Origin of the sequence: Actinoallomurus purpureus (genome assembly GCF_024055795.1) — a bacterium.
GTDB lineage: Bacteria > Actinomycetota > Actinomycetes > Streptosporangiales > Streptosporangiaceae > Actinoallomurus > Actinoallomurus purpureus.
On sequence record NZ_JAMXMY010000025.1, the window covers coordinates 107,440 to 129,374 of the forward strand.

Sequence of the window (21,935 nt, forward strand, 5' to 3'; positions counted from 1 at the left end):
CCCGGTTTCCGGTGAGACGGAACGAGCGATATGTGACAAAAACTGCTGGTCGCCGGGAGAACCCGGACGGGTCTCTGCGGCGACCAGCGAAGGCGCCTCGGCGGCCTGCGGCATGGGGAGCACTTCTGGGCAGAGCTCGCGTACCAGAACATCGCCACCGCGCGGAGCATCGCGCGGAAGCGGGCGGGCTGATCCGACCGCCGGAGAAACGCTGCGGTCAGACCTCTTTTCCGGCTTCGCGGCGTACCCTGGCCGCAGGGTCACCGCTACTCGTTGGGAGTCCCCCGTGCCCGAGACTCTTCCCTCTGAGCTGACGCCTGGCGAACGTATCCGTGTCCTTCGGGAGCGTCGGGGAATGTCCCGCATGGTGCTCGCCAATCTGGTCGGCCGTGGTCCGGACTGGCTGAAGAAGATCGAGAGGGGCGAACGGGAGCTACGCAGTTACACGCTCCTCGTGCGGCTCGCCACAGCTCTCCGGGTCAATGACCTGTCCGTCATCACCGGTGGAACGACGCCGGTTCCGGTCGACGCCTCCTCGCGCCTCATGCTGCCGTTCGTCGGTGAGATCCGCGATGCCGTACGGGGGTCGTTGTTCTCGTCTCCGTCACAGGATGACCCGCCGTCCTTGGACGTACTTCGCGGGCGGGTCTCGGAGCTGTGGCGACTGTGGCACTCCTCGCGCTTCCAGCGCTCGGAGGTCGGCCGGATGCTGCCTGTTCTCATCCGGGACGCTCAAGTGTCAACGCGCCACTTCGACGGGGCGGAGCGACGTAAGGCGTACGCGGTGCTCGCTGACGTCTACCACCTGGCGCAGCAGGCACTCGCCTACGCCTGTGAGCCGGAGCTGTACTGGATTATCGTCGACCGTGGTCGTCTCGCCGCCCAGGAAGCCGACGATCCGGTGAGCCTCGGCGGGGCCGCGTGGACGTACGGCAACGGGCTCCGAGAGACGGGGTATGCCGAGGAGGCCATACGCGAGGTCGAGACGGCGGCGAACGGACTCGCCCCTCTTCTGGATGGCGGCTCCGATGATCTGCGGGCCATGTACGGTGCGCTGCATCTGCACGCTGCGATCACCTACGCGCGGGAGGGAAGAGACGGCGACGCGTGGCGTCACTGGGACGAAGCCAATCGCGTCGTCGAGCGGCTTCCCGCTGCCTACGCGCACGCCTGGACCGTCTTCGGGCGGGCGAACGTCGACATTCACGGCATCTCCGTAGGAGTGGACCTCCGCACGCCCGGTGCCGCTCTCCAACGGTCCGAGGACATGGACCTCGACACCGTTCCGTCCGTCGAGCGGCGGTCGCGCGTCCTCATCGAACTCGCTCGGGCACAGCACCAGCGCCACGACCACGCGGGCACTCTGCACTACATGAACCGTGCGCACACGACATCGCCGGAGTCCGTCCGCTACACCCCTCTTGCCCGAGGACTCGTCTCCGACCTGCTACGAGAGGCGCGAGGACCGCTGAAGAGCGACGCTGTCGCACTCGCTGACGCTGTCGGGGTCCTCGCGGGCTAGGGGGACACCGTGTCCCCCTGCGGTCACTCTGCGGCTCCTACTGTTCCGGACCATGACAGGTGAGGGAACACGTCCAGAAGTTCCGGGGGACGCGCATACGGTCGCTGACGGTCTGGCGCGGGCCTGCCGGATGGAGGGGTTAAGCGCCGAAGCGCTCAACTCAACGCGGGAACAGCACGAGCGCGAGATACGCCTCCTGACCGATCTGGTCCGGGAACTGGTCGGCTTCGGGCTCCAGGTCGGGATGAGTGACGCGGGTCCGGCCGCGTTCATCCGTTCAGCCGCGGGGCGGCTCGTCGTCGTGATCGCGGTGAGCGGTGACTACTTCGAGTGGAAGTCGGGGAACGACAGTCACCTGGTGACGGATCCGGCGGGGGCGGCTGCTGCCATTGCCGCGCATGTCTGGACAAAGGCGGGTGAGGCACGGGCGGCACGACGGCCTGGGAATCCGGGCGGTGCGTCGTGAACCTTCTAGCCCCCAATCCCATGGTGGTGGCGATCTTGACGCGCCGTTTTCCTGGGGTGCCACTCTGGTTCGGTGAGGCAACTAAATCCTGGTGGGCGTTGGTGCGAGTGTCGCGCGGCTGGCGCTTGGTGGAGGCAGCGGACGTGGAGGAGTTGACGCGGGCGATCATTCAGGCGGACAACTGGCCGCGCCCGCCCACCCACCCTCGGCGGACTGTCCGTCGCCTGGGGGGCAGTCTTCACCTGTCGCTGAACACCGAGCCGACCCGTGCTGACCTCCCTGCGCTGAGGTGGCCTTAACAGCCATCGATCCGTACCAGCGCCTCAAAGGCGCAACGAATCGGAGACGGGAGGTGAGCATGGGCAGACACGGTGGAGGCAACAGCGACGGCAAGACCCCGACGGACGGCAAAAACCCGCAGGGCGGCAAGCGCGGCAGTGGCGGCGACACAAACGACAACAAGAGCGACGGCAAGAGAGGTAAGTGAGCGATGACATCCCCTGACCCGCGTGCACGCGCCGAAACCCTCGCTGACCTGCTCGCGGGTCAAGGGGACCTCACGGATGAGCGGTGGCGGCAAGCGCTGGTGGAGGTGCCCCGGTACCTGTTCGTGCCAGATGTCGCCTGGGCGAACCCGGACGGTCCTGCCCCTGGATACCCGGTCGATCGGGCCGGTGACGAAACGGCCTGGTGGGAGGCCGTTTACTCCGATGCGTCGTTGGTCACGCAACGCGACGATGGCGGCTCCGACGTGCTGGGCGACGGGCGGGCCAGCTCGTCCTGTTCGGCTCCGGGGGCGGTCTTCGCATTCCTGGAGTCGCTCATGGTCAAGGATCACGATCGGGTCCTGGAAATCGGCACGGGAACCGGTTGGACGGCGGCGCTGTTGTCGCATCGCATTGGCGGCCGGAACGTGACCACCATCGAAATCGATCCGGTGCTGGCGGAACGGGCGGCGGCGAACCTCAAGGCGGCCGGATACGCGCCCCGCTTGGTCGTCGGTGACGGTGCCGATGGGTGGCCGGACGGTGCGCCTTTCGATCGTGTCCACGTAACATGTGCGGTCGCGACGATCCCGTACGCCTGGGTGGAGCAAACCCGTCCGGGTGGGCTGATCCTGACCCCCTACAGTTCTGGCTACGGGTACGGCTGGCTGACTCGCCTGGTCGTCGTCGGCGACGGAACGGCCGTCGGGCGGTTTCCGAGTCCAGCCGGGTACATGCTGATGCGCTCGCAGCGCCCGGCACGCGGGGCCGCGTTCGACTGGGTGCACGAGTCGGATGACCCGGCTGAGTCGACAACCCGCCTCGACCCGCGACACCTGCACGACGACACCGACGCAGACCTGTTCATTTGCGCCCGCGTTCCCGGTGTGCACAAACGCCTCTACTACGACGAGGAGACGAACTCCGGGGAAGCAACATTCTGGGTGCTCGACAATGCCGGGCACCATGGGTCCTGGGCGTCGGTGGACTACGTGCCCGGAAAGGCCGAGTTCCTCGTCCAACAGCATGGGCCGCGCCGCCTGTGGGACGAAGTCTCCGAGGCATACCTCCGGTGGCTGTCCCTCGGACGTCCGGCCCGCGATCGGTTCGGGCTGACCGTCTCACCGGAAGGCGAACGCGTGTGGCTTGATGACCCAATCGATCTGGTCGGACCCTAGCGGGGGCCGGAATGTCACGATGCTCGGTGAAGACAAGAGATCGTGATGGGTTTCGCACTGCTTCGTCCCGCCTTGCGGCGGGCTTTGCCGAGCGTTCCGTGCGCAACCAGCTCAGCCGGCCGCCGGTGTTGGCGCCTTGCCGCCGGTGTTGACGGAGACACATCCCGAATGCCCGGTTCGTGTCGGCGACACCGGCGGCAAAGCAGGAAGGAGGATCAGGCGTAGGCCCCCCAGGGTCAGTACGACGGCCACGACCATGGCGAAGGAGATCGCCCACCAGCCGTGGTCGTGCAGGAGCCACAATTCGCCGAGCGTGAGCCAAGCGCGAAGACCGGCCCGCTACGCGGGCCGGTCTCGTTCCATTGAGACCTCAGGACTGGGCGCAGTTCTGCGTGTGACGGATCGCGATCATGGTGCCGTCGGAGGCGGCTCAAATGTGCATGGCGGCGCCCTCGACCTGGCGGCCCGCCCGGACGAGGAGGCTCAGCAGGGCGGCGATGAACGCCATGGCGGCGCTCACGATGAACGCCAGGTGCATGCCGTCGATGAACGACAGGTGGCTGGCCTTGACGATCAGCTGGGCGACCTGCGGCGGGGTGTTCTTCGGCACCGGCGCGACGCCCTGGGAGATCGCGCCCTTCATCAGGTCGACCTGCGCGGGGGTCGGTGCCGGCAGCCCCGCGTCCTTCATGTGCCCGGGCAGGACCCCGGCCACCTTCGCGGTCAGCACGGCGCCGAGGACCGAGGTGCCGAGCGCGCCGCCGACCTGCATGGCCACCTGCTGCAGGCCGCCCGCGACGCCCGACAGGGCGATGGGCGCGTTGCCCACGATGATGTCGGTGGCGGCCACCATGACCGGGCTCAGGCCGATGCCGATGAGCGCGAACCACGGCGCCATGGCCATGAAGCTCGCGTCCACCCCGAGGCCCGACATCCCGAGGAACGCCACGCCGGCGAGCCCCATCCCGACGACCAGGGGGACGCGCGGCCCGACCTTGGAGATCACTCCACCGGCGACCGGGGAGGCCACCATCATGGCCAGCATCATCGGCAGGAGCCGCACGCCGGTGGCCACGGGCGTCAGGCCGTGCACGCTCTGCAGGTAGAAGGTGAGGAAGAACATCGCGCCGAACATGCCGAACGCCATCAGCATCATGAGCACGACGCCCACGGACAGCGACACCGAGCGGAACAGCGTGAGCGGGAGCAGCGGCTGACGGGCCATCCGCTCACGCACGAGGAAGAGGATCAGCAGCGCGACCGAGCCGCCGAAGAACGCCAGGGTCTTCGCGTCGCCCCAGCCGTACGCCGGCGCCTTGATGACGCCCCAGACCAGGGTGAAGAGCATGCCGGACAGCAGCACGATCCCGGTGATGTCGAAGCCGCCGGACTGCGACTCGCCGCGGGCGTTCAGCAGGAACAGGGCGCCGACGGTCAGCGCCACGATGCCGACCGGCACGTTGATGAAGAAGACCGACTGCCAGTTGACGTGCTGGACCAGCAGGCCGCCCACGATGGGGCCGGAGGCCGTGGAGGCCGCGATGCACGCGCCCCACAGGCCGATGGCCATGTTGAGGCGCTCGGCCGGGAACGCCGCGCGCAGCAGGCCGAGGGCGGTGGGCTGGAGCATCGCGCCGAACAGGCCCTGAAGGACCCGCAGCGCGATCACCATCACGATCTCCTTGGAGAATCCGATGCCCGCCGAGGACAGCGCGAAGCCGGCGACGCCGATCAGGAAGACCGGTTTGTGGCCGAACCGGTCACCGAGCTTCCCGGCGGTGATCAGGGCGACGGCGAGGGCGAGGAGGTAGCCGTTGGTGACCCACTGCAGGTCGGACAGTGACGCGCCCAGGTCCTTGGAGATCGCCGGGTTGGCGATCGCGACGACCGTGCCGTCGAGGGTCACCATGATGACGCCGAGTGCCACCGCGGCCAGCGTCAGCCACGGGTTCCCCTTTCCGCGGCGTCTCGGTCCCGCCCCTGCGGGCAATCGCTCCTGGACGGCCGGCTGCGACATCTCAGTCCCCCTTGGATCGCGCGATCGGTGGCACCCCAGAACTTATGGCAGCCGCTGACACATGACAAATCGTTTTAAGAGTCACAAGCTGCCTTATGGCACACTCTGAACCGATATGTGAACGAGAGGGTGACATGGTCCAAACCTGGGAGGTACCCGCCACCGGCTTGCGGGAGCGGAAGAAACAGCGGACACGCTGGGCGTTGATCGGCGCCGCGCTGGACCTGTTCCTCGCCAAGGGGTACGAGGCGACGACGATCGACGAGATCGTCGCGGCGGTCGATGTGTCGCAACGCACATTCTTCCGGTACTTCGCCGGCAAGGAGGACGTCGCCCTCTCGGTCATGAGGGAGCACGACCAGCTCTTCGTCGCGACGCTGGCCGGCCGACCCGCCGACGAGCCGCCCGTCACCGCGCTGGCGGCCGCGATCCACAGTGTCCTGGACACCGTCAGGTACGCCGACGAGGACCACGCCGGCCGGTTCGCCAAGGTCCGCGACGTGATCGATCACAATCCGGCGCTCGCGATCGCGCAGCTGCGGTACTTCAGCGAGCTGGAGCACGAGCTGGCCACCATCCTCGCCCGGCGGATGGACGCGGACCCGGCGACCGACCTGCGGCCGACGCTGATCGCCGCGACGTTCCTCACCGTGATGCGGGTCGCGTTCGAACGCTGCGCGCGCGACGGCCTCTTCCAGCCGGATGAGGTCGCCACGCGCATCGAAGAGGCCTTCGCCCTCGCCGCCGAGACGCTCCCCCGCGCCTGGTCCGGCGGCTGACCGATCCGCCGACCACGCGCGACTCGGGGGCCGGTGCTCAGCGCAGCGGTTCGGGCAGGTCGCGGGAGTGCAGGACGGTCAGCCGCGAGACGGCCCGGGTCAGCACGACGTAGAGCCGGCGCAGCCCGGGTGAGCGCTCGCCGCCGGCCTCGGCGTCCACGATCGCCACGGGTTCCACGACGATGACCTGGTCGAACTCCAGGCCCTTGGCCTGCGTCGCCGGGGTGACGACGAGACGTGCCGCCGCCATCCCGTCCGCCAGGCGCACGTGCTCGACCCCCAGCGCGGCCAGGTGGCCGGCGAGGCCCGCGACGTCGGCCTCCGCGGCGATCAGGCCGATCGACCCCTCCCCGCGCAGCGCCTCACGGCAGGCGTCCTCGACCGCCTCGAACGGGTCGGCGACCCGCTGGACCCGCAGCGACCCGGGGGCGGATCGTACGGACGTGGGCGGCGCCAGTTCGGGGGCGATCCGCGGGAGCAGACGGCTCGCGAAGTCGATGATCTGGCGCGGCACGCGGTAGCCGCGGTCGAGCACGGTCAGGTCCGCGTCCGGTTTGCCTAGATGCCGCAGGAGCGTCGGCCAGTCGCCGACCGCCCACGGCGTCGTGCCCTGGGCGATGTCCCCGAGGACCGTCACCGATCCGGTCTCGCAGCGCCGGCCGACCGCCCGGCACTGCATGGCCGACAGGTCCTGCGCCTCGTCGAGGACGACGTGGCTGAGGCTGGAGGTGCGGCTGATCAGGTCGGCGGCCTCGTCGACGAGGACGGCGTCTGCGGGCGTCCAGCGCGCGGACCTGGGGCCCTTCGGCGGCTTGGCCCACAGCAGGGCGGCCTGCTCGGCGGGGTCCAGGAGACCGTCGGCGGCCTGCGCGAGGAACGCCGCGTCGGACAGCAGCCGCGTCACCACGCGCACCGGGTCGAGGGCCGGCCAGACGTGGTCGACCATCGCCTTGACGGGACGGGTCCTGCGAACGGCGTCGTGGGTCCGGTCGTCGCAGGCCTCGCCCGCCGTCTCCATGCGCAGAAGGATGGCGTGCGCGATGCGGTGCCCGAGGAGGTCACGGCCGGCGCCGTACCGGATGCCGCGTGCGCGCAGGGTCTCGGCCAGTTCGGTGATCTCATGCGTGGGGATGCGCCAGCGACGGGTGCCACGCGGCAGCATGAGGGCCTCGGACGGCTCGCGCAGGTGGCTCCAGACCGCGCGGCGCAGCACCTCGGCCATCCGGGCGTCGCCCTTGAGCCGCCCTGCCTCGGGCTCGTCGCGGGCCTTCACCGGCACGGCGGCCAGCATCTGGTCGAGGGTGCGCTGCTCGACGTTCACCTCGCCGAGGGCGGGCAGCACCCCGCGGATGTAGTCGAGGAACGACGCGCTCGGGCCGATGACGAGGACACCGCCCCGGCGCATCCGCTCGCGGTGGGCGTACAGCAGGTAGGCGACCCGGTGCAGGCCGACCGCGGTCTTGCCGGTGCCCGGCGCGCCCTGGACGCACAGCGTGTGGGCGGCGTCGGCGCGGACGATGTCGTCCTGCTCGGGCTGGATGGTGGCGACGATGTCGCGCATGGGGCCGACGCGGGGGCGTTCGATCTCCTGGATCAGCAGCCGTGACTCGACCGGCGCGGAGAAGTCCTCGTCCTCGTACGCCGTCAGTTCGCCGCCGGAGTAGCCGAACCGGCGGCGCAGCACGAGGCCCATCGAGTCGGCGGTGCTCGCCTTGTAGAACGGCCGCGCCATGGGCGCCCGCCAGTCGATGACCAGGGCCCGGCCGCCGGCGTCGTGGACGTGGCGCCGGCCGACGTACAGCCGCTCCTCCGGATGGTCGAGGCGCCCGAAGAACAGGGCGGTCGTGGGGTCGTCGCGCAGGGCCTCGGCGCGCTTGGCGAGATCGGCGCCGAGCACCTTGGCGGAGACCCAGTCGCCGGCCGCCGAGGCGTCCAGGGACAGGACGTTCTCGCGCATCCGGCGCAGCGCCTCCCGCGAGTGGGTGAGGTGGGCGCGTTCGGCCGATATCTCGGGGTCGGCGTCCTCCGCCTCTTGCGTGGGCATGGCGAAAGCCTTTCGGTCGATGGAGGGGGTGCGAACCTGCCAACTTAGTACGCGGCCGCGCTCTTCTCAGCCCGTTTTCCCGCGCCCGGAGGGGTGCGCTAGTGTTCGATAAGAGTCGAACAAAAGGAGGAGGTCGTCATGCGCGCGATCCTGGTGACCGAGCACGGAGGGCCGGAGGCGCTGACCCTGGCCGACGTGGACGATCCGCGGCCGGGGCCGGGAGAGGTCGTCGTCGAGACGGCCGCCGCCGGGGTCAACTTCCGGGACGTCTACGAGCGCGAGGGCACCTATCCCATGGAGCTCCCGGCCGTGCCCGGCGCGGAGGGCGCGGGCCGGGTGACGGCGGTCGGCGACGGGGTGACCGACGTGCGCGTGGGTGACGTGGTGGCCTCGGCCGGCCTGCGCGGGGCGTACGCCGAACGGGCCGTCGTGCCCGCCGGCCAGACCGTTCCGGTGCCGGACGGGGTGTCTCCCGAACTGGCCGCCGCCGTGTTGCTGCAGGGCCTCACCGCGCACTACCTGACGCACTCGACGTACGAGATCAAGCCGGGCGACACCGCGCTGGTGCACGCCGCGGCCGGCGGGATGGGGCTCCTGCTCACCCAGATGATCAAGTTGCGGGGCGGCCGGGTCATCGGAACCGTCTCCACCGACGCCAAGGAGAAGCTCGCGCGCGACGCGGGCGCCGACGAGGTGCTGCGCTACGACGACTTCGCCGAGGAGGTCCGCCGCCGCACGGATGGCGGCGTGGCGGTGGTGTACGACGGCGTCGGCAAGACGACCTTCGACGGCAGCCTCGCCGCGCTGCGCAGGCGCGGCCTGCTCGCACTGTACGGGGCCGCCAGCGGGCCGGTGCCGCCGGTCGACCCCCAGCGGCTCAACGCGGGAGGCTCGCTCTACCTGACGCGCCCCACGCTCGTGCACTACGTCACGACCCGCGAGGAGCTCCTGTGGCGCGCCGGCGACCTGTTCGGCTGGGTCGCCTCCGGAGAGCTCTCGGTGCACATCGGCGGCCGCTACCCCCTCGCCGACGCCCGCCGGGCCCACGAGGACCTGGAGGCACGCCGGACGACGGGCAAGCTCCTCCTGATCCCCTGAGTCACGAAACCTCCCTCCTGTCCCGTTAGTCTGGTCGCTCATCGGAACGGGAGGGCGGGTCGTCGTGACCGGAGGCAACACGATCCATCCGCTACGGCCCGGTGACCCGGCCGGGCTCGGGGACTACCGGCTCGTCGGCCGGATCGGCCGCGGCGGGATGGGCACGGTCTACCTCGCGGAGAGCGCGCGCGGCGAGCGCGTGGCGGTGAAGGTCATCAACCCGGACCTGGCCGAGGACGAGATGTTCCGGGACCGCTTCCGCCGGGAGGTCGAGTCCGCCCGCCGGGTGCGGCGTTTCTGTACGGCCCCGGTGCTGGACGCCCGGCTCGACGGCGAGCCGCTGTTCGTGGTCACCGAGTTCGTCGACGGCCCCGACCTCGACGCCTTCGTACGCGACAGCGGGCCGATGCGCGGATCGAGCCTGGAGCACCTGGCGGTGGGGGTCACCACCGCGCTCACCGCGATCCACGCCGCGGGCGTGGTGCACCGCGATCTCAAGCCCGCGAACGTCCTGCTGTCGTCGGTGGGCCCGCGTGTCATCGACTTCGGGATCGCCCGGGCGCTCGACACCGTCTCCGGCGCGACGCGGACCGGGCAGTTCATCGGGACGCCCGCGTACATGGCGCCCGAGCTCGTCGCGGGCGAGACCGCCTCCCCCGCGTCGGACGTGTTCGCCTGGGGATGCGTCGTCGCGTACGCCGCCACGGGACGGGTCCCGTTCGACGGACCCACCGTCCCCGCCGTGCTGTACCAGATCGTCCACGGCGAGCCCGCCGTCGACGACCTCGACGAGGGCCTGCGCGATCTGGTCGCGCAGGCCCTCCTCAAGGACCCCCGGCGGCGCCCGTCCGCCCAGGAACTCCTCGACCGCCTCACCGGGCGACCGCACGCGGACACCGCGGGCGCCGCCGAGGCCGTGGGCCGCACCTGGTCCGTCCCGGATCACCGCACGTCCCCGGCCACGGCGGGCCAGGCGCCGCCGGCCGCCCCGGGGGCCGCGACCCATGCCCGGGCGACGCCCGGCGACCGTACGACGCGGGCCGACGCGCCCACCGGCGCCACCGCGCACATCGGGGGCGGGGTCCCGGCCTCCCTCCGCCGTCGGCGGTGGCTGCTCGCCGGAGGCGCAGTGGCGGGCGTCCTCGTCCTCGGCACCGTGTTCCTCGTCCGGGGTTCCGACGGACCGCCGTCGAAGACGACCGGCGTCTACTTCGACGACTTCTCCAACACGAGCTCGGGGTGGTCAGGCTCGACCTGGTACTCGGGGAACGGCTACTACCAGGGCGGATACCGCATCGACGCGGGCACGAGCATCTACACGCGCCGCGCCGAGAAGGCCCCGTCCGACAAGGCGGTGAAGGACACGCCGGAGCGGGTGCTCGTCGGCGCGGACGCCTCGGTGCTGGGCGGCCCGCCGTACGGCATGTTCGGGGTCTTCTGCCGGGCCACCGGTGACAGCGCCGCCGCCGCCTACTACGACTTCCTCGTCCGCGCGGACGGCAAGGGCGTGCTGATCCGGAAGGCCGCCGGCAAGAGCGGTTCGCGGGAACTGCTGAGGAGGCAGTCCGCCGCCGGTTTCAAGAAGCAGGCAAAGAACCGCGTCCAGGCCGCCTGTGAGGAGCAGGACGGCAAGGTCCTGCTGCGCCTGTGGCTGAACGGCACACTCGCTGCCGAGACGTCCGACGGGGACCGCCCACTGGCCAACGGCGCGTCGGGTCTGGTCGCCGCCCAGGAGAACGGCGGAAGCGGCGGCGACGTCCGGGTGCTGTTCGACAACTTCGACCTGTCCTCGATCCCCTAGCCCCCGTCGGCGGGCCGGGGTCATGTCGCCGCCGGACTCGGAAGTCGACATGACCCGTCGCGGGCTCTTAGTGCGCCGCCCAGTGGCGACGCAGGTGCGGGATCAGGTCGGCCGCGCGCTCGTCGGGGAAGAACAGCTTCCCGCCCTCGATCTCCACGACCTCGGTGGCTCCCGGGATCGTCTCCCGCAGCCAGTGAGCCCAGCGCAGGTCGAAGAACTGGTCGCCGGTGCCCCAGACCACGAGGGTGGGAATGTCGAGCTTGCGCAGCTCCGGTTCGACGGCCAGCAGGTCGGCCGCCACGACCGAGGTGAGGAAGCGCTCGAAGTCCCGGGCCCGGTCGGGAGTGCCGAAGACCGGTTCGAGGAACGCCCGCAGTGTCTCGGCGTCCAGCTTCTCCGGGTGTTCGTAGCCCGCTCCGATGACCCCGCGCGCCGCCTCGACGTCCGCCATGAACACCGGCCCCGCCGGTGCCAGCTCGCCACGCTCGGCCAGCTCGACGGTGGGCCGGAACTCCTCCGGCGGGAGGTTGTCGTGGGTGTCGCAGTTGGTGAGCGTGAAGGTGCGCAGCCGCTCCGGGTGGCGGGCGGCGAAGACCTGGGCGACCGCTCCCCCTGTGTCGTTGGCGACCAGGTCGATGTCGCGCAGGTCCAGGGTGACGCAGAGATCCGCGATCGCCTGGGCGAGCGCGGGCAGCGAGTAGTCGGCTCGCGGTGGGGTCGCGCCGTGCAGGGGAAGGTCGATCGCGACGCAACGCCGCTCCGCGCTGAACTCCTCGACGACTCCACGCCACAGGCGGCTGCTGGTGCCGACGCCGTGCACGAACATGGCGGTCCGGCCCTCCCCCGCGTCGACGTACGCCATGTCGCCCGACTGCGTGTGCGCGATGCGCGTTTCCATGGACACTCTCCTTACATACCGACTGTCGGTTCAAAATCGCAGACCGACTGTCGGTATGTCAACTCTCCGGTATTAACTGCCCTCATGAACAAGAAGGCGGAGCGGGGCCGCGCGACCCGCGAGCACCTGCTCGAGGTCGCGACCGGCCTGTTCGCGGAGCACGGCTACGAGGACACCTCGATCGAGGCCGTGCTCCAGGAGACGGCGGTCAGCCGCGGCGCCCTCTATCACCACTTCGGCGGCAAGGAGGTCCTGTTCACGGCCGTCCTCGAATCGCTCGAACGGGACGTCACGGAGCAGCTGATCGGTGTCGTCGAGCGACTGACCGACCCGGTCGAGACGCTCCGCGCCGGCTGCCTGGCCTGGGTCCGGCTGGCGGCGGACCCGGTCGTCCAGAGGATCCTCCTGATCGACGCGCCGTCGGTGATCGGCTGGGAGCGCTGGCGCGCGCTGGAGGAGAAGTACGCACTGGGCATGACGAAGGAGGCGCTGCGACTCGTCGCCGACGCCGGCCGGCTCCCCGCCGAGTTCGTGGACGCGTTCGCCCACATGCTGCTGGCGGCGCTCAACGAGATGGCGCTCATGATCGCGCGCTCCGAGGACTCCGACGCGGCCATCCGCGAGGGCGTGGCCGCGGTGGAGGAACTGCTCCACCGCCTCGTCGGGCCGGGCCCCGCCTCAGGCGCGGGCGGTCGCTAGGGGCTGTTTCATGAGCCGCGCCGCGCAGCCGGACAGCGGGCTCATGAAACAGCCCCTAGAGCTCGAACCAGAAGGTCAGACCGGCGTCGTGGGTGCGGATGCCGCAGGCCGTCGAGAGCTCCTCGATGAGGAACACGCCGCGCCTGCCCTCGCGGAGCTCATAGCCGTCATAGACCGTCGGGAGCGTGTCACCGCCCTCGTCGGTGACCTCGAACCGCAGCCCGGCGTGCGTCTCGAGCACGACCAGCGTCACCATCGCGCTGTCGGTGTGCACCACGGAGTTGGTGACCGCCTCACTGGTCAGCAGCACGGCGGTCTCCGCCTGCGGATGGCCGGCGAGCGTCTTGGCGACGAACCGCCGGGCCGTCGTGACCTCCTCCGGCCGCCCGGGGAGAGTGATCGCCCCCAGCACCGACCGATGCATCAGCCCGTCACCGGCAGGTGACCGACTGTGGCGAACTTGTCGGTAACTCCACCATGGCGAGCTCCCCCTGTAGCAAGATGGGCAGGGTGATCGAGACGAACGCGCATGGATCGAAGCCCTCTCAGCGGCGGCCTTTAGGGGGCCTATACGAGATAGAGTGTGAGCATACGGCCACGATGCGTAGTCGTGCAACAGGGGGGCTAAAGCCCGTCTCGAAGAGCGGAGCTCCGACGCTGTGAGCCACAGCAGACTGCGGGAGATCGCCGCCCTCGCCGATCCGATGGAGCGCGCCCGTGCCCTCGGCGCGGTGATGACCGACCAGCAGGCCCTGGTCGAGGAGGCCGCCCGGATGCGCCGCCAGGCGATCGCCGAGGCGAGGGAGAGCGGCCACCGCCTGGAGGACATCGCCAACGTGCTCGGCGTGTCACCGGGCCGCGTCTCCCAGATGCGTAAGGGCTCGGCCGCACGGGCGCCCGAGCCGCTCGAGCCGCTCGCCGAGCGGACGCCCCCGGTCATCGTGCAGCGATCACTGCCCACCGAGCCGACGATGTACGGCGCCGGGTGCATGTACAAGAGCGTGGCCGAGCGGCAGGGCGTCCACGCCGAGCTGCGGATCCTCGGCGTCGACCTGGAGCCCGCCCGAGAACACGTCGCGACCTGCCTGCGCGTGCGGCCCGGGGAGGACGTCATCGCCCGCCGCCGGTTGATGCTCGCCGACGACGTGCCGGTGCGGATCGCCGTCTCGTACTTCCGCGCCGATCTCTTCGCGCACACCGCCATCATGGAGCCCAAGCTGCTCAAGCCGACCCTGCACGAGGCGATCGTCGCCTGCGGGCACGCGTTCGGGCACGCCGAGGAGACGCTCGTGGCGCGGCCCGCCGACCCGCCGGAGACAGGCCTGCTCCGCCTCGATCCCGACGACTGGGTCGTCCAGGTGCTCCGGGCGTCCTACTCCACCGACGACACGCCGATCCACGTGCTCGAGACCGTCTGCGCCGCCACCCGCCACGTGTTCACCGTGAACCAGGCCGGCGGGTGCGACCAGTTCTGATCCCGCCGGCTCACAGGTAAACGGTCATCCAGCGCTCGAGCTCGTCGAAGACCTTCGCCCGCACGGGCTCGGCGGACAGCACCAGGTCGTGCAGGCCGGCCTCGACGCGCACGCAGGTGACGTGCCTGCCGAGGCGCGGCGACAAGCGGGCGATGTCCTCGGCGTTCAGCACGCCGTCGCCGGCCGAGAAGTCGGCCTTCTTACCGCGGACCGACGTCGCGCTGGCCATCACGAGGATCGGCACGTCGATGCCGAGCCCCGCGTGGACCTGCCGTTGTGCCCTGATGATCGCCGCCAGCCACCCGGCCCGTACGCCGAAGCCCTCCGCCGGCTTCAAGGTCAGGTCGAAGTCCCACTCCCCGGCGTGGTCACGGTGGATGCTGTGGACGTACGACCGGCTCACTCCGGCCGGCAGGGCCATGGTCGGGCGGCCCTTCGCCAGGGCGCGGACCACGGGCGCGAGCGTCCGCCGGACCCCGGCGGGAACGTTCAGCTCCAGGAACGGGCTGTTGAGGAACAGGCCGTCGACCAGTCCCTGACCGCGTACGCGATCGGCCCACAGCGCCGCGACCAGCCCGCCCGTCGAGTGACCGTTCACCAGCAGCGTGTCGTGGTCCTTCCGGATGAGGCGCACCGCCTCGTCGATCTCGGGGAAGTAGTCGGACATGCTGTGGGCGAAGTTGGGCGTCTGGTGGTCGAGCAGCGAACGCCCGTACTTGCGCAGGTCCAGGGCGTAGAAGGCGTACCCGCGCTCGACGTAGAAGTCGGCGAGGTGCGTCTGGAAGAAGTAGTCGACGAACCCGTGGACATAGAGCACGGCCTTCCGGCTGCCCGGACAGGGACGCCGGACGAGCGTGGCCACCACCTCACCCTCCGCGTCGTCCTCCAGCGTCAGCCGGATCGCCTCATAGTCCGCCCCCAGCACATCCTGTTCCATGGCCGATCAGCGTAAAGCGCCACCCGGACCCGCGCCACAGCCGAGCACGCGTGAAACGCCAGGAACCACCGGATGACCCCGCGCCCGCACATGCGGGCACGTCCACGAACGAGGTCCGCCTCATCCTCCGGCGGCGCGTCAGCCGGGCATCGGCTGCCATCGCCATCGCCTATTCGCCGGCCTCCAGATCGCCTTCGAGGTCGAGGTACGTCTGGCGGAGGCGGTTCAGGGTGTCGGCGTCCGGCTCGGCCCACAGACCGCGGTCGGCGGCCTCCAGGAGGCGCTCGGTGATGCCGCGCAGCGCCCAGGGGTTCGACCGCTCCATGAACGCGCGGTTCTCGGCGTCGAAGACGTACTCCTCGGCCAGCTTCTCGTACATCCAGTCGTCCACCACCCCGGCCGTCGCGTCGTAGCCGAAGAGGTAGTCGACGGTGGCGGCGAGTTCGAAGGCGCCCTTGTACCCGTGGCGGCGCATCGCCGCGATCCACCGCGGGTTGACGACGCGGGCGCGGAACACCCGGTGGGTCTCCTCCCCCAGCGTGCGCGTCTTCACCTGGTCCGGCAGTGCGGAGTCGCCGACGTAGGCGGCTGGGCTGGCGCCGGTCAGCGCCCGCACCATGGCGACCATGCCGCCGTGGTACTGGAAGTAGTCGTCGGAGTCCATGATGTCGTGCTCACGGGTGTCCTGGTTCTTGGCCGCGACCGAGATACGGCGGAACGACGCCTCCATGTCGGTACGCGCCTCCCGCCCGTCCAGACCGCGCCCGTACGCGTATCCGCCCCACACGGCGTACACCTCGGCGAGGTCGCGGTCGTCCCGCCAGTTGCGGGCGTCGATCAGCGGCAGCAGGCCCGCGCCGTACGCCCCCGGCTTGGACCCGAAGATCCGGCTGGTCGCGCGGCGCCAGTCGCCGTGCCCGGCCATGTCCTCCAGAGCGTGGGCGCGGACGTGGTTGCCGGCCTCGTCGAGCCGCGCGACCGCGCCGATCGCGTCGTCCATGAGCGCGATCACGTGCGGGAACGCGTCGCGGAAGAAACCGGAGATCCGCAGGGTGACGTCCACGCGCGGCCGGCCGAGCTCGTCCCTCGGGATGATCTCGAAGCCCGTGACGCGGCGCGACGCCTCGTCCCAGACCGGGCGGACGCCGATCAGCGCGAGCACCTCGGCGATGTCGTCGCCCTGGGTGCGCATCGCGGAGGTCCCCCAGACCGTGAGGCCGACACTGCGCGGATACTCGCCGGTGTCGTCCAGGTGCCGCTGGACCAGCGACTCGGCGAGGGACACCCCCACGTCCCACGAGGTACGGGACGGGATCGCCTTCGGGTCGACGGAGTAGAAGTTACGGCCGGTCGGCAGCACGTTGACCAGCCCGCGGGTGGGCGACCCGGACGGACCCGCGGGGATGTACCCGCCGTCCAGCGCGTGCAGGACCGCGTCGATCTCCCCGGACGTGGCGTCCAGCCGCGGCACGACCTCCCGCGCGCCGAACTCCAGCAGGGCCACGACGTCCGGCGCCTCTCGGCCCAGCACCTCGGTGCAGACGGCCGCCGCACGGGAGGCGTCCCAGCCGAGCGTCTCCATGCCGACGACCAGCCGGCGCGCCACCGCCTCGAGGAGGTCGATCACGTCCGAGGCGGTCCGGGCGGGGCCGTCCGCGAGTTCGGTGAGGGCCGTGACCCCCGCGGCCTGCGCCGGGGACTCCACCCGAGCGCCCGGGACGGCGAGCAGTTCGCGCTCGTCCAGCCCGTGGGCGTGAGCGATCGCGGCACGCAGACCGGGCAGCGCGCCGGCCCGCCCGGCCCACACCTGCGCGGCGCGGAGCACGGCGAGCACCAGGTTGACCCGTTGTTCCGCCTGGGGAGCCTCGCCCAGGATGTGCAGGCCGTCGCGGATCTGAACGTCCTTGACCTCGCAGAGGTACCCGTCGATGTGCAGGACGAAGTCGTCGAAGTCCGCCTCGCCCGGCTCATCGCTGACGTGCAGGTCGTGGTGGAGCTGCGCGGCCTGCACGAGCGTCCAGATCTGGGCGCGTACGGTGGACAGCTTCGCCGGGTCCAGCGCCTGCACGGTGGCGTACTCGTCGAGGAGCTGTTCGAGCTTGGCCAGGTCGCCGTACGTCTCCGCCCGTGCCATCGGCGGCACCAGATGGTCGACGATCACGGCGTGGGCGCGCCGCTTCGCCTGGGTGCCCTCACCGGGATCGTTGACGATGAAGGGGTAGACGAGGGGCAGGTCGCCGAGGACGGCGTCCGGCGCGCACTCGGCCGACAGGCCGAGGCCCTTGCCGGGCAGCCACTCGAGTGTGCCGTGCTTGCCGAGGTGGATCACCGCGTCGGCGCCGAACACCTCGTCCAGCCAGCGGTACGCCGCCAGGTAGTGGTGCGAAGGCGGCAGGTCGGGGTCGTGGTAGATCGCGACCGGGTTCTCCCCGAACCCGCGTGGCGGCTGGATCATCAGCACGACGTTGCCGAAGCGCAGCGAGGCGAGGACCACGTCGTCACCGTCGGTGTAGAGCTCGCCCGGCGGCTCGCCCCAGTGCTCCCGCATGCCCTCGCGCAGCCGCTCCGGCAGCGCGGTGAACCACCGCTCGTAGTCCTTCAAGGTGACCCGGGCGGGTGCGGCGCTCAGTTGCTCCTCGGTCAGCCACTCGACGTCGTGACCGCCCGCCGCGATCAGCGAGTGGATCAGCGTGTCCCCGTCGTCGGGGTACTCGCCGACGTCGTAACCGGCCTCGCGCAGCGCTCCGAGCAGGCGGACCGCCGAGGCCGGCGTGTCCAGGCCGACGGCGTTTCCGACGCGGGAGTGCTTGGTCGGGTACGACGACAGCACGATCGCGAGCCGGCGCTCGGCGACCGGTGTGTGCCGGAGCCGGGCCTGGCGGACGGCGATCCCGGCGACGCGGGCGGCACGCTCCGGATCGGCGGCGTAGACGGGGATGCCGTCCGGCCCCTCCTCCTTGAAGGAGAACGGCACCGAGATCAGCCGGCCGTCGAACTCGGGGATCGCGACCTGCATCGCGGCGTCCATCGGGGAGAGCGCGGCGTCCGACGCCTCCCACGTCGCGCGGGACGTCGTCAGGCACAGCCCCTGGATCACGGGCACGTCCAGCGTGGCGAGCGCCCCGGCGTCCCAGGCGTCCTCGTCACCGCCCGCCGACGCGTCGGCGGCCACCGCTCCGCCGGCGGCGAGGACGGTGACGATCAACGCGTCGGCCCCGCCCAGCAGGTCCAGCAGTCCCTCGTCGGCGGAGCGCAGCGACCCGCAGAAGACCGGCAGCGCGTTCGCGCCCAGCTCCTCGATCCGCTCGCAGAGCGTGTCCACGAACGCGGTGTTGCCGGACAGCTCGTGCGCCCGGTAGAAGACGACACCGACGGTCGGCCGTCCCTCCTCAGGCTCGCTCCCGGTGCGGTGCACGCCGTACGTCGGCATCCGCCGTGGCGGTTCGAAGCCCTCGCCGGTGAGCAGCACGGTGTCGGACAGAAAGCGGGCGAGCTCCCGCAGGTTGCCCACGCCGCCCTCGCGCAGGTAGTCCAGCGCCTCTGCGGCGACGCCGGCGGGCACGGTCGACAGCGCCATCAGCTCCGCGTCCGGCGCGGCCTCCCCGCCGAGCGCGATCAGCGGCAGGCCCCGGCGGCGCAGGTCCTCGACGCCCTCCCGCCAGGCCTTCAGCCCGCCGAGCAGCCGGACCACCACGACGTCGACGCCGTCGCACAGCGCGTCCAGGTCGGCGACGTCCAGACGGGAGGGGTTGCCGGTCACATATCCGGCGTCCGCGGAGCGGGCGGACAGGAGTTCGGTGTCGGCGGTTGAGAGCAGCAGGACACGCACGTGTCGTTCCTTCCCTCGGGGGTCCTCGCCCCGGCTCGGGTGAAAGGTCATCGACGGCGGGAAGTCTCCTGACTCCCAGGTCACCGCTCCCCCGCGGCCTTCCAGCTGGTCGCCGTGGCCGTACACGCGGGCTCGCTACCTGGTCACAGTTGCGGGACAGCCCCGGATTCGCACCGGGTTCCTTCCCTCGCCGTCGCACGCCCAGTCTACGAGTGGGCACCCCTCACCCGCACCGCCCGAGGTCACCCGATCCCCCTCCACGCCTTCGGCCGTGTATCAAAGTGTTACCAGGTCGGCCCTAGCTGGTAATACTTTGATACACACAGCTCACGGGCCGGCAGCGGTGAGAGCGCACCATCGACAGGATCGGCCCTCACTGTGCGTGGGCGTCGCCCACGGGAACGGCACGGGGCGCCCGAGCTCGCCCCGCTCGTACGGGCCCTGGAGACCCTCCCGGACCTCGCTCCGGGCAGCTGAAAGAGACCCGCGGCCCGGCTACCGTGGAGCGCATGGGCAGCCCCGCTCGCGTCAGCCAGACCGCCCGGGTACGGCCGCCGGCGCGTCTCGCGTCGTCGGTGACACGCTGCGTCGGCTACCGCTATGAGGGCTTCCCTCCGGGGACGCATCTCGGGCTGCCCTCCCGGCACCTGACCGTCGTTCTCAGCTTGGACGCCCCGACCCGTACGATCGGGCCGTCCGCCACGGATCGGTGCGCGTTCGCGGCCCTCGCCGGAGGCCTGCACACGCGTCCGGTCGTGATCGCGCACGACGGTGACCTGGCCGGGGTCCAGCTCGACCTGACGCCGGAGGGCGCCCGCTCCCTGTTCGGGCTGCCCGCCGCCGCGATCGGCTCGGCCGTCCTGTCCCTCGACGACCTGATCGGTACGCGGGCCGGGGAGCTCCTCGAACGCCTGGCCGAGGCGCCGACCTGGCGGGCGCGTTTCGCCGTCGTCGACGACGTGCTGTCGCGCGGCATCGGCCGCCTTCCGGGGCCGGCTCCCGAGATCGCGTACGCCTGGCGACGCCTCGCCGAGACGGACGGCACCATGCGCGTCGGCGATCTGGCGCGCGAGGTCGGGTGGAGCAGGCGGCACCTGAGCGAGCGGTTCGCGGCGGAGTACGGGCTGCGGCCCAAGGAGGCCGCCCGCGTCATGCGGTTCGAACGGTCGAAACGGCTGCTGCAGGAGCCCGGCCGGCCGTCGCTGGCGAACGTGGCGGCGGCCTGCGGCTACTACGACCAGGCGCACCTGGCCCGCGAGTGGAACGACCTCGCCGGGTGTCCCCCGTCCGCCTGGCTCGCCGACGAGGAGCTCCCGTTCGTCCAAGACGACGAGGACGCCGCCGGGGAACGATGAGGCCATGAGCGAAACGAGAGTCTGGCCCGCGCTCCTCTACAAGGACGCCCACGCCGCCATCCGCTTCCTCGTCGACGCGTTCGGGTTCGAGGAGGTCGCCGTGTACGAGACCGACGGCCGGGTCGACCACGCCGAGCTGCGCGCGCCCGGAGGCGGCGGCGTCATGCTGGGCAGCGCCGGCCGTACCGACAGCCCGATCGACGGCCTGCCGCCCGGCACCGGGTCGGTGTACGTCGTGACCGACGGGCCCGACACGCTCTTCGAGCGGGCCGTGAAGGCCGGCGCGACGGTCGTCAAGGGGCTGACCGACGAGGACTACGGTTCGCGCGGGTTCACCGTACGGGACCCGGAAGGCGTGTTCTGGAGCTTCGGCACGTACACCGGCGCCGCGTCCGGCGCTTGAGAGCCGCGCGGAACGGACTGCCGGGCTCGCGCCGCTCCCTGATCCGGCGCCCGTTCCGCGCGAGCTCTACGGCGTCAGGACCGGGCAGCCGAGCCACTCCTCGGCGCGCACCGGCGGCGGGGCGCCCTGCGACACGGCGATGCGCAGCGGCCAGAAGGGCTCGTGGGACGCCTCCGCGGCGAGTCTCGTCAGGAACGCCGACGACGAGAGCAGGACGCTCGCCCGGTGGCGGCGTACCCGCTCGGCGACGCCGGCGATCGAACGACGGCCGGAGTCGAGCACCGCGCTGGCCCCGGTGTACAGCGGCAGGAAGACGGTGTTGCGCAGCCCCACCGGGTCGTAGGTCTTCGGGACGGAGAACAGCACGTCGTTCTCCCTCAGCCCGAACGGCTCCATCGCGAGGAACGACGTCTCCGGGTCGGCGTGCGCGTACATCGCCCCGTACTGCGCGAAGGCCGGCGTGCCCGGGAGTACGGGGTGCGCCGGCGGCACGGCCGCCCGTGTCATGCCGGTGACGAGCTCGGCGGGGGTGATGACGGCCCCGTGCCGTCCGGGCGCGCAGATCGCCACCTCCCCGGGCGGCAGCATGGAGGCCTCCGGGTCGGCGAGCAGCGCGATCGCCCCGATCCGCACCGCCCCGAGGAACGCCCACACGAACTCCATCGATCCCGGCAGCGCGATCACGACCCGGTCGCCGGGACGCACCCCGCGCGCCCGGAGCATTCCCGCCGCGTGGCCCACGCCCCGGTGGACCTCCGCGTGGGTGAAGGCGTCGTCACCGCACAGGAACGCGGCCCGGTCGCGCCAGCCGAACGCGAGCGTCCATCGGCTCAGCGACTCGGCCAGATTGGCGGCCGGGGACGGGTCGGGCATGCGCGCTCCTCACCGGTCAGGGATCCCTCTGGGAGACTAAGCCGATCCTGCGTGCCGGGACAGAGCCGGAGCGTGA

General features: G+C 71.2%; 19 protein-coding genes and 1 riboswitch. Of the genes, 11 read left to right on the forward strand and 8 right to left on the reverse strand.

The annotated features are described in order from the left end of the window. The first annotated feature begins 112 nt into the window (after positions 1–112). From NE236_RS35585 to NE236_RS35595, 4 genes are all read left to right on the forward strand, one after another. The gene (locus tag NE236_RS35585; protein ID WP_289851283.1) at positions 113–1,522 is read left to right on the forward strand and encodes a helix-turn-helix domain-containing protein; all 1,410 of its coding nucleotides are present in this window, start codon (positions 113–115) and stop codon (positions 1,520–1,522) included. A 52-nt stretch (positions 1,523–1,574) separates the two neighbouring features. Further along, positions 1,575–1,988 carry a hypothetical protein gene (locus NE236_RS35590; protein ID WP_252846639.1) on the forward strand — a complete coding sequence of 138 codons (414 nt, stop codon included), beginning with the start codon at positions 1,575–1,577 and terminating at the stop codon, positions 1,986–1,988. Between the two features lie 358 nt (positions 1,989–2,346). Beyond that, positions 2,347–2,475, forward strand: coding sequence for a hypothetical protein (locus tag NE236_RS44060; protein ID WP_289851284.1), 129 nt, complete (start codon positions 2,347–2,349; stop codon positions 2,473–2,475). Between the two features lie 105 nt (positions 2,476–2,580). Further along, positions 2,581–3,651: a methyltransferase domain-containing protein gene (locus NE236_RS35595; RefSeq protein WP_252846640.1), complete on the forward strand. Its 1,071-nt coding sequence runs from the start codon at positions 2,581–2,583 to the stop codon at positions 3,649–3,651. A 111-nt stretch (positions 3,652–3,762) separates the two neighbouring features. Here NE236_RS35595 and NE236_RS35600 read toward each other — a convergent pair whose 3' ends face one another. Both NE236_RS35600 and NE236_RS35605 read right to left on the reverse strand, forming a co-directional pair. Continuing rightward, a complete protein-coding gene (locus NE236_RS35600; protein ID WP_252846641.1) occupies positions 3,763–3,954 on the reverse strand; it encodes a hypothetical protein in 192 nt (63 codons plus the stop codon). Between the two features lie 127 nt (positions 3,955–4,081). Further along, the gene (locus NE236_RS35605; protein WP_252846642.1) at positions 4,082–5,668 is read right to left on the reverse strand and encodes an MFS transporter; all 1,587 of its coding nucleotides are present in this window, start codon (positions 5,666–5,668) and stop codon (positions 4,082–4,084) included. Between the two features lie 134 nt (positions 5,669–5,802). On the opposite strand from NE236_RS35605, the gene NE236_RS35610 reads away from it, so the two are divergent. Further along, on the forward strand, positions 5,803–6,447 hold the full coding sequence (locus NE236_RS35610; RefSeq protein ID WP_252846643.1) for a TetR family transcriptional regulator: 645 nt from the start codon (positions 5,803–5,805) through the stop codon (positions 6,445–6,447). Positions 6,448–6,484: 37 nt separating this feature from the next. Here the strand turns inward: NE236_RS35610 and NE236_RS35615 are convergent, their stop codons facing one another. After that, positions 6,485–8,491: a HelD family protein gene (locus NE236_RS35615; protein ID WP_252846644.1), complete on the reverse strand. Its 2,007-nt coding sequence runs from the start codon at positions 8,489–8,491 to the stop codon at positions 6,485–6,487. Between the two features lie 138 nt (positions 8,492–8,629). Here NE236_RS35615 and NE236_RS35620 point away from each other — a divergent pair, with 138 nt between their 5' ends. Together NE236_RS35620 and NE236_RS35625 are read left to right on the forward strand one after the other, a co-directional pair. Further along, positions 8,630–9,589, forward strand: a complete 960-nt coding sequence (locus tag NE236_RS35620; RefSeq protein ID WP_252846645.1) for a quinone oxidoreductase family protein — start codon at positions 8,630–8,632, stop codon at positions 9,587–9,589. 64 nt (positions 9,590–9,653) lie between these two features. Then, the gene (locus NE236_RS35625; protein ID WP_252846646.1) at positions 9,654–11,390 is read left to right on the forward strand and encodes a serine/threonine-protein kinase; all 1,737 of its coding nucleotides are present in this window, start codon (positions 9,654–9,656) and stop codon (positions 11,388–11,390) included. A gap of 67 nt (positions 11,391–11,457) precedes the next feature. On the opposite strand, the gene NE236_RS35630 is transcribed toward NE236_RS35625, so the two are convergent. After that, positions 11,458–12,288, reverse strand: a complete 831-nt coding sequence (locus NE236_RS35630; RefSeq protein ID WP_252846647.1) for an alpha/beta fold hydrolase — start codon at positions 12,286–12,288, stop codon at positions 11,458–11,460. Positions 12,289–12,372: 84 nt separating this feature from the next. Here NE236_RS35630 and NE236_RS35635 point away from each other — a divergent pair, with 84 nt between their 5' ends. Further along, positions 12,373–12,987, forward strand: a complete 615-nt coding sequence (locus NE236_RS35635; protein WP_252846648.1) for a TetR/AcrR family transcriptional regulator — start codon at positions 12,373–12,375, stop codon at positions 12,985–12,987. 55 nt (positions 12,988–13,042) lie between these two features. Here the strand turns inward: NE236_RS35635 and NE236_RS35640 are convergent, their stop codons facing one another. Then, complete coding sequence (locus tag NE236_RS35640) at positions 13,043–13,411, reverse strand: ATP-binding protein (RefSeq protein WP_252846649.1); 369 nt, start codon at positions 13,409–13,411, stop codon at positions 13,043–13,045. 235 nt (positions 13,412–13,646) lie between these two features. Between NE236_RS35640 and NE236_RS35645 the strand changes: the two genes are divergently transcribed. Then, positions 13,647–14,462, forward strand: coding sequence for a UTRA domain-containing protein (locus tag NE236_RS35645; RefSeq protein WP_252846650.1), 816 nt, complete (start codon positions 13,647–13,649; stop codon positions 14,460–14,462). Positions 14,463–14,472: 10 nt separating this feature from the next. Here NE236_RS35645 and NE236_RS35650 read toward each other — a convergent pair whose 3' ends face one another. After that, complete coding sequence (locus NE236_RS35650) at positions 14,473–15,399, reverse strand: alpha/beta hydrolase (protein ID WP_252846651.1); 927 nt, start codon at positions 15,397–15,399, stop codon at positions 14,473–14,475. Positions 15,400–15,568: 169 nt separating this feature from the next. Then, a complete protein-coding gene (gene cobN, locus NE236_RS35655) occupies positions 15,569–19,228 on the reverse strand; it encodes a cobaltochelatase subunit CobN (protein WP_372494489.1) in 3,660 nt (1,219 codons plus the stop codon). Between the two features lie 61 nt (positions 19,229–19,289). Next, positions 19,290–19,412, reverse strand: a riboswitch (cobalamin riboswitch). Positions 19,413–19,737: 325 nt separating this feature from the next. On the opposite strand from cobN, the gene NE236_RS35660 reads away from it, so the two are divergent. Then, a complete protein-coding gene (locus NE236_RS35660; protein WP_252846653.1) occupies positions 19,738–20,583 on the forward strand; it encodes a helix-turn-helix domain-containing protein in 846 nt (281 codons plus the stop codon). Between the two features lie 4 nt (positions 20,584–20,587). Further along, the gene (locus tag NE236_RS35665; RefSeq protein ID WP_252846654.1) at positions 20,588–20,986 is read left to right on the forward strand and encodes a VOC family protein; all 399 of its coding nucleotides are present in this window, start codon (positions 20,588–20,590) and stop codon (positions 20,984–20,986) included. A 66-nt stretch (positions 20,987–21,052) separates the two neighbouring features. Here the strand turns inward: NE236_RS35665 and NE236_RS35670 are convergent, their stop codons facing one another. Beyond that, on the reverse strand, positions 21,053–21,859 hold the full coding sequence (locus NE236_RS35670) for an AMP-binding protein (protein WP_252846655.1): 807 nt from the start codon (positions 21,857–21,859) through the stop codon (positions 21,053–21,055). Between the last annotated feature and the right edge of the window lie 76 nt (positions 21,860–21,935).

What these genes read in the sequence shown, in the direction of transcription:
- NE236_RS35635 (WP_252846648.1), top strand. Translation starts at nt 12,373, where the DNA reads ATGAACAAGAAGGCGGAGCGGGGCCGCGCGACCCGCGAGCACCTGCTC.
- NE236_RS35630 (WP_252846647.1), bottom strand. Translation starts at nt 12,288, where the DNA reads ATGGAAACGCGCATCGCGCACACGCAGTCGGGCGACATGGCGTACGTC.
- NE236_RS35590 (WP_252846639.1), top strand. Translation starts at nt 1,575, where the DNA reads ATGACAGGTGAGGGAACACGTCCAGAAGTTCCGGGGGACGCGCATACG.
- NE236_RS35620 (WP_252846645.1), top strand. Translation starts at nt 8,630, where the DNA reads ATGCGCGCGATCCTGGTGACCGAGCACGGAGGGCCGGAGGCGCTGACC.
- NE236_RS35650 (WP_252846651.1), bottom strand. Translation starts at nt 15,399, where the DNA reads ATGGAACAGGATGTGCTGGGGGCGGACTATGAGGCGATCCGGCTGACG.
- NE236_RS35585 (WP_289851283.1), top strand. Translation starts at nt 113, where the DNA reads ATGGGGAGCACTTCTGGGCAGAGCTCGCGTACCAGAACATCGCCACCG.
- NE236_RS35670 (WP_252846655.1), bottom strand. Translation starts at nt 21,859, where the DNA reads ATGCCCGACCCGTCCCCGGCCGCCAATCTGGCCGAGTCGCTGAGCCGA.
- NE236_RS35665 (WP_252846654.1), top strand. Translation starts at nt 20,588, where the DNA reads ATGAGCGAAACGAGAGTCTGGCCCGCGCTCCTCTACAAGGACGCCCAC.
- NE236_RS35605 (WP_252846642.1), bottom strand. Translation starts at nt 5,668, where the DNA reads ATGTCGCAGCCGGCCGTCCAGGAGCGATTGCCCGCAGGGGCGGGACCG.
- NE236_RS44060 (WP_289851284.1), top strand. Translation starts at nt 2,347, where the DNA reads ATGGGCAGACACGGTGGAGGCAACAGCGACGGCAAGACCCCGACGGAC.
- NE236_RS35610 (WP_252846643.1), top strand. Translation starts at nt 5,803, where the DNA reads ATGGTCCAAACCTGGGAGGTACCCGCCACCGGCTTGCGGGAGCGGAAG.
- NE236_RS35615 (WP_252846644.1), bottom strand. Translation starts at nt 8,491, where the DNA reads ATGCCCACGCAAGAGGCGGAGGACGCCGACCCCGAGATATCGGCCGAA.
- NE236_RS35660 (WP_252846653.1), top strand. Translation starts at nt 19,738, where the DNA reads ATGGGCAGCCCCGCTCGCGTCAGCCAGACCGCCCGGGTACGGCCGCCG.
- NE236_RS35640 (WP_252846649.1), bottom strand. Translation starts at nt 13,411, where the DNA reads ATGCATCGGTCGGTGCTGGGGGCGATCACTCTCCCCGGGCGGCCGGAG.